Origin of the sequence: Brevundimonas sp. (genome assembly GCF_031082345.1) — a bacterium.
Classification (GTDB): domain Bacteria; phylum Pseudomonadota; class Alphaproteobacteria; order Caulobacterales; family Caulobacteraceae; genus Brevundimonas.
In genome coordinates this window covers 1-6,012 of sequence record NZ_JAVHLH010000179.1, presented here as the reverse complement: position 1 = coordinate 6,012, position 6,012 = coordinate 1, and the positions used below count along the sequence as shown (strand labels likewise).

Annotated in this window: 7 protein-coding genes; 5 read left to right on the top strand and 2 right to left on the bottom strand. The window is 70.7% G+C overall.

The window, feature by feature from the left end; translation table 11 throughout:
- The 5 genes from RDU12_RS11425 to RDU12_RS11405 form a co-directional block, all read left to right on the top strand.
- Nucleotides 1–312, top strand: a 312-nt coding sequence (locus tag RDU12_RS11425) for an SPOR domain-containing protein (RefSeq protein WP_308684684.1), incomplete at its 5' end; no start/stop codon positions are given.
- 39 nt (nt 313–351) lie between these two features.
- Entirely contained in the window at nt 352–978 is a 627-nt protein-coding gene (gene tmk / locus RDU12_RS11420) for a dTMP kinase (RefSeq protein ID WP_308684682.1), read from the top strand.
- Complete coding sequence (locus RDU12_RS11415) at nt 975–1,952, top strand: DNA polymerase III subunit delta' (protein ID WP_308684680.1); 978 nt, start codon at nt 975–977, stop codon at nt 1,950–1,952. Before tmk ends, RDU12_RS11415 begins: the two co-directional genes overlap by 4 nt.
- Nucleotides 1,952–2,740, top strand: a complete 789-nt coding sequence (locus tag RDU12_RS11410) for a TatD family hydrolase (protein WP_300289774.1) — start codon at nt 1,952–1,954, stop codon at nt 2,738–2,740. The genes RDU12_RS11415 and RDU12_RS11410 overlap by 1 nt, the downstream gene beginning before the upstream one ends.
- Nucleotides 2,740–3,549: an MBL fold metallo-hydrolase gene (locus RDU12_RS11405; protein ID WP_300289773.1), complete on the top strand. Its 810-nt coding sequence runs from the start codon at nt 2,740–2,742 to the stop codon at nt 3,547–3,549. Before RDU12_RS11410 ends, RDU12_RS11405 begins: the two co-directional genes overlap by 1 nt.
- A gap of 172 nt (nt 3,550–3,721) precedes the next feature.
- Here the strand turns inward: RDU12_RS11405 and hemB are convergent, their stop codons facing one another.
- Both hemB and RDU12_RS11395 read right to left on the bottom strand, forming a co-directional pair.
- The gene (gene hemB, locus RDU12_RS11400) at nt 3,722–4,726 is read right to left on the bottom strand and encodes a porphobilinogen synthase (protein ID WP_300289772.1); all 1,005 of its coding nucleotides are present in this window, start codon (nt 4,724–4,726) and stop codon (nt 3,722–3,724) included.
- A gap of 52 nt (nt 4,727–4,778) precedes the next feature.
- Nucleotides 4,779–5,837 (bottom strand): M23 family metallopeptidase, encoded by a 1,059-nt coding sequence (locus RDU12_RS11395; protein ID WP_300289771.1) that lies wholly within the window; start codon nt 5,835–5,837, stop codon nt 4,779–4,781.
- Nucleotides 5,838–6,012: the final 175 nt, after the last annotated feature.

Below are 6,012 nucleotides of genomic sequence, written 5' to 3'. Positions count from 1 at the left end.
ACGCCGGAGCCGACCGTGCCGACCTCCGGACCGGTCCCTCATCTTCCCGAGCCCCGGCCAGTGGCGGTTCCGCAGCTCTCAGCCGCCCCGGCCCCGGCCGGCATCTGGATCCAGGCCGGCGCCTGGCCCGACGCCCGCCAGGCCCGCCGGGCCGCTGACCGTCTCGGCGGCGGCGCGACCGTCGAGGAAGCCGGACCGGGACAGTTCCGGGTGCTGATCGGGCCCTGGCCGGACGCCGGAACAGCCGAGCGCTCGCGACGCGCGGTGATGTCGCGGGGTTATCCCGAGGCCATGATGATTTCCGGCGGCTAGACCCTTCCGCAAGCCGGTCGGCGCCGCCATTGTGCGCCGGTGACTCACGGCAGCTTCATCACATTCGAGGGCGGCGAGGGGACCGGCAAGTCGACCCAGGTCGCCCGGCTGGTCGAACACCTGCGCGCCCGTGATCTGGAGGTCGTCCAGACCCGTGAGCCCGGCGGTTCGCAGGGGGCCGAGGAGATCCGCAACCTGGCCCTCAACGGCGACGCCGGCCGCTGGTCGCCGATGACCGAGACCCTGCTGATGTATGCGGCCCGCTCGGACCATCTGGAGCGCACCATCCGTCCCGCGCTTGAGGCCGGCCGCTGGGTGGTCTGCGACCGTTTCGCCGATTCCAGCCGCGCCTATCAGGGCGCCGGGGGCGGAACCCCGGCCGAATTCATCGAGACCCTGGACGCCGCCATCGTCGGCGCCACCCAGCCGGACCTGACCCTCGTCTTCGACCTGCCGGTCGAGGTCGGGCTGGAGCGGGCCTTCGGCCGCGGCCTGTTCGAGACCCGGTTCGAGTCCAAGGGACTGGAATTCCACGAACGGCTGCGGCGCGGCTTCCTCGACATCGCCGCCGCCCATCCGGAACGCTGCGTGGTCATCGACGCCGACGGCGATCTGGACACGGTCGAGGCCCGGGTCCGGGCCGCCGTCGAGGCCCGACTGCCGTGAGCGAACACCCGCGCGACCGTTTCGACCTGGTCCCCGACGCCGCCGCCGAGGCCGCCTTTCTCGACGCCTTCGACAAGGGCCGGCTGCACCACGCCTGGCTGCTGTGCGGGGTCGAGGGCTCGGGCAAGGCGACCTTCGCCTACCGCGCCGCCCGCCGCCTGCTCGGCGCCGCGCCCGATCCGTCGCGCGGCTTGCTGGGGACCCGGCCGGACGATCCGGTCGCGCGGTTGATCACCGCCCAGTCCCATCCCGACCTGCTGATCCTCGAACGCGCCGTCGAGGGCGGCAAGACCAGGAAATCCATCTCCGTCGACCAGGCCCGCGACCTGCCGGAATTCTTCTCCAAGAGCCCGTCCCAGGCGAGATATCGCGTCGCCATCATCGACGCCGCCGACGACCTGAACCTCAATGCCGCCAACGCCTTGCTCAAGGTTCTTGAGGAACCGCCGGAGCGGGGCGTGCTGTTCCTCGTCACCCATGCGCCGGGCCGGCTGCTGGCCACCATCCGCTCGCGCTGCCGCCGTCTCGCCTTCCCGGTCTGGCCGCAGCACGCGCTGGAGGAGCTGGTCCGCAACCAGACCGGCGTCCCCTCGGCCGAGGCCGTCCGCATCGCCGGCATGGCGGCCGGCTCGCCCGGCCAGGCCCTGGCTCTCGCCTCCGGCGCGACCCTGGAAGCCGACCAGCTGGCCCAGGCCTGGGTCGCGGCGCCGACGCTCGACCGCGCCGAGGTCATGGCCGTGGCCGACAAATTCCGGGGCGCCGAGGGGCAGGACCGGTTCGAGACCCTGATGGACCGGCTCATCGCCGCGGTGAAACTGCGCGCGCTCGACGAAGGCAAGTCCGGGGCCCGCTGGGCCGAGCTGTGGGAGCGGCTGTCCGAGCTCCCCGACCGCGCCGCCGCCATCAACCTCGACCGCGCCGACGTCCTGGCCGGGGCCCTGGCCGACCTGCAGCGGACCAAGGCCCGCGCCTGATGCTGATCGACAGCCACGTCAATCTGCACGCGCCCCAGTTCGACGACGACCGCGACGCCGTCATCGCCCGCGCCCGCGCGGCCGGCGTCGGCCTGATGGTCGAGATCTCCGACAAGCTGTCCACCTTCGAGGCCACCCACGCCCTGGCCATGGCTCACGACGACATCTGGGCCACCGTCGGCGTCCATCCGCACGAGGCGAAGGACTATGCCGATCTGACCGCCGACCGGTTGTTCGAACTGGCCGCCCGCCCGAAGATCGTCGGCATCGGCGAATGCGGCCTCGACTTCCATTACGACCTCAGCCCGCGTGACCTGCAGGCCGCCGTCTTCCGCCAGCATATCGCGGCGGCCCGCCGCACCGGCCTGCCGTTGGTCGTCCACACCCGCGAGGCCGACGCCGTGATGGCCGACATCCTTCAGGAAGAGCAGGCGCGGGGGCCGTTCCGTTTCCTGATGCACTGCTACACCAGCGGGCCGGAACTGGCGGAAAAGGCGGCGGAACTGGGCGCGTGGTTCTCGGTCTCCGGCATCGCCACCTTCAAGGCCGCGACCGAGGTGCGCGAGATCATCGCCGTCCTGCCCGCCGACCGCATCATCGTCGAGACCGACTGCCCCTACCTCGCGCCCGTGCCCCATCGTGGCCGCCGCAACGAGCCGGCGTACGTCGGCCACGTCCTCGACAAACTGGCCGAGATCCGCGGCTGGTCCCGCGACGAGGCCGAAGCCCGCACCACCGACGCCTTCTTCGCCCTGTTCGACCGCATTCCCCGGCCGGAGGGCGCCTGATGGGCCCGGCGGGCGAGCTGGAGGTCGTCATCCTCGGCTGCGGCTCGTCCGGCGGCGTGCCGCGCGGCGACGGCGACTGGGGCGACTGCGACCCGGCCGAGCCGAAGAACCGCCGTCTGCGCTGCTCGCTGCTTGTCCGCCGTCATGGCCCCGAGGGCGTGACCAGCGTCCTGATCGACACCTCGCCCGACCTGCGCCAGCAGGTGCTGGCCGCCGGGGTCCGGCACATCGACGCCGTCCTCTACACCCACGACCACGCCGACCAGACCCACGGCATCGACGACCTGCGAGTCTTCGCCCTGCGCGCCCGCCGCCGGCTGCCGGCCCATATGGACGCCGCCACCCATCAGGCCCTGTACGGCCGCTTCCGCTACATCTTTGAGAGCGTCGAGGGCTATCCCGCCATCCTCGACGCCCGCCCAATTCCCCCGCACGGCCAGGCCTGGAGCGTCGACGGCTCCGGCGGCCCGGTCCCCGTCGTCACCTTCGACCAGGCCCACGGCCCGATCCGCTCGGTCGGCTACCGCATTGGCGGCGTGGCCTACTCCAGCGACGTGTCCGATCTCGACGAGGCGGCGATCGAAGCGGTGCGCGGCTGCGACCTGTGGATCGTCGACGCCCTGCGCTGGACGCCGCATCCGACCCACGCCCACGTCGAGAAGACGCTGGACTGGATCGCCCGGGCCGGGGCGAAAAAGGCGGTGCTCACCAACCTGCATCTCGACCTCGACTACAACGCCCTGTCGGCGGCTGTTCCGCCGAACGTCGAGGTGGCGTTCGACGGCTGGAGCGCGCGCCTCGCCCTCTAACTTTCGGCATTCCGGGCGAAGCGCAGCGAAGAACCGGAACCCAGCGGCGCCGCGACTGCGGCGAAGCACCGGCGCCGGATGAGCTCTCGACAGCTTCGCGCTCTCGCGCGCCGCTGGGTTCCGGGTCTGCGGGCCGCGTTGCGGCTCCCCGCCCGGAATGACGAAAGAGGGGCTAGGCTCCCAGCAGCCTTGCCGCCTGCGGCGCGAAATACGTCAACACCCCCACCGCCCCGGCGCGCTTGAAGGCGTGCAGGCTTTCCAGAATCGCCCGATCCTCCTCCAGCCAGCCATTGGCCATGGCCGCCCGCATCATCGCGTATTCGCCCGACACCTGATAGGCGAAGGTCGGCACCTTGAAGGTCTCGCTAACTCGCTGAACAATATCGAGATAAAGCATCCCCGGCTTGACCATCACCGCGTCGGCGCCCTCGGCGATGTCCATGGCCACCTCGCGCAGCGCCTCGTCGGAGTTGGCGTAGTCCATCTGATAGGTCTTCTTGTCGCCGGTCAGGGCTTTGGCCGAGCCGACGGCGTCGCGATACGGCCCGTAGAAGGCCGAGGCGTATTTGGCCGCATAGGCCAGGATCATCACATCCTGCAGGCCGTTGGCCTCCAGCGCCTCGCGGATGGCCTGGACCCGCCCGTCCATCATGTCCGACGGCGCCACCACGTCGGCGCCCGCATGGGCGTGGATGAAGGCCTGTTCGGCCAGCCGCTCCAGCGTCGTGTCGTTGACGATGCGCCCGTCCTCCAGCACCCCGTCGTGGCCATGGTCAGTATAGCAATCCAGCGCCACATCGGTGATGACCCCGATCTCCGGGGCCGCGTCCTTGATGGCCTTGATGCACTCGGGGATCAGGCCGTCCGGGTCGGTCGCGCCGGTGCCGACGCAGTCCTTGATCGCCCCGTCGACATTGGGAAACAGCGCCACCGCCGGAATGCCCAGATCCCGGGCCTCGACCGCCGCCGCCGCCGCCGCCTTCGGGCTCAGCCGGAACACGCCGGGCATCGACGCCACAGGCAGGCGGTCGTCTTCCCCGTCATGCACGATCAGCGGCCACACCAGATCCGCGGGCGTCAGCGTCGTCTCGGCTGTCAGCCGCCGCACCCAGGGCTGGCTGCGCAACCGGCGGGGGCGGGCGTAGGGAAAGGCGGCGGGCGCGAACGGCTGGGTCATGCGGGCGGTTTAGGACAATCGCCTCCGACCGCAAAGCCGCATGGCCGGCGGCTCATCGGGCCAGGAAGATCTCGCCGCTGTCGACATGCCCGTTCACCGGCGCGGAGCCGTCGTCCAGCCACACCTCGCGGAAGGTCGAGGGTATGCCCTCGCCACGCATGTCGGCGGCGTCGACCCGTTGATAGTGCAGGTGTGGGAAGAGCGAACTGCCCGACGCGCCGATCGCCGCCACCGTCTGTCCGGCCTCCACCCGATCCCCGGGACGCACCGTGGCGCTGTCCTGTTTGACATGGCCCAGCATGCTGAAGGATCCGTCCTCGTGCGCGATCACCACGACGTTCCCGAACACCAGGTTGATGTCCTCTACCAGCTCGGACGGATCGAAGCGCCGGTCGTCTGGCCGGTCGTCCCGCACCTGGACGACGACGCCCGCTGCCGGCGTCCGCACCGGCTGGCCGAAGCCGAACCAGTCCGTGTTCACCTCGCCGTCACCGCTGTGCATACGGCCCGCGTCGTCAACCGTGACGAAGTCGTAGCTGTAGCGCATGGCGTTGCTCGAAAAGCCGAGCGCCCGGATCGGCGGCAGCAGATAGTCCCAGCGGCGATGGTGGGAGAGGGCGTCGTGCCCGTCCCAGACCAGCACCCGTCCGGTCACTGGTGAAAGACCAGGGGAGGGCGGCGCGGCGCGCACCGTTGTCGAGGCCGTGATCACCTGATCCGGCAATCCGTCCGCTGACAGGGTGGCCGTGATCCGGACGGCCCCGACCGCCCGGCCGGCCGGGGCGTGTTCGAACGGGTTGAACAGCAACGCCTCCGCGCCCGCCTCCACGATCCTGTTCGGAACGGTCTGGATCGACGGCGCCGTGCCATTGCCGTCGAGGCGCCGGGTCAGGATGTCGCGCCCGTCCGCCCCGACGAACGTCACTTCCAGCTCGGTCAGGGAGGCTTGACGGTCGCTCCGGTTGGCCAGGGCGATGTCGAAATTCAGCGCCTGTCCGTAGCGCGTCTGCTCGACATAGGGTCGCTCCGGCAGGATGCGCCCCTCCACCGTCTGCGCCGCCGCCGGCCCCGCCAGCAGGGCCGCCATGGCCCACATGCCGATTCGCATCATCCGATTGCTCCCTCGATTCGGTGTATGAGGCCCGACGGAGTTCGTTTGGATGCAGGCTGCCGCCTCGACGCGAAGCCGCGGCCTCGGCTAGAAGCCGCCCGAACCAGTCACGCCAGCGGCTCGAGCCGCGACACGCTTCGGGAAGAGACCCATGGACTTCGCCCTCACCGACGAC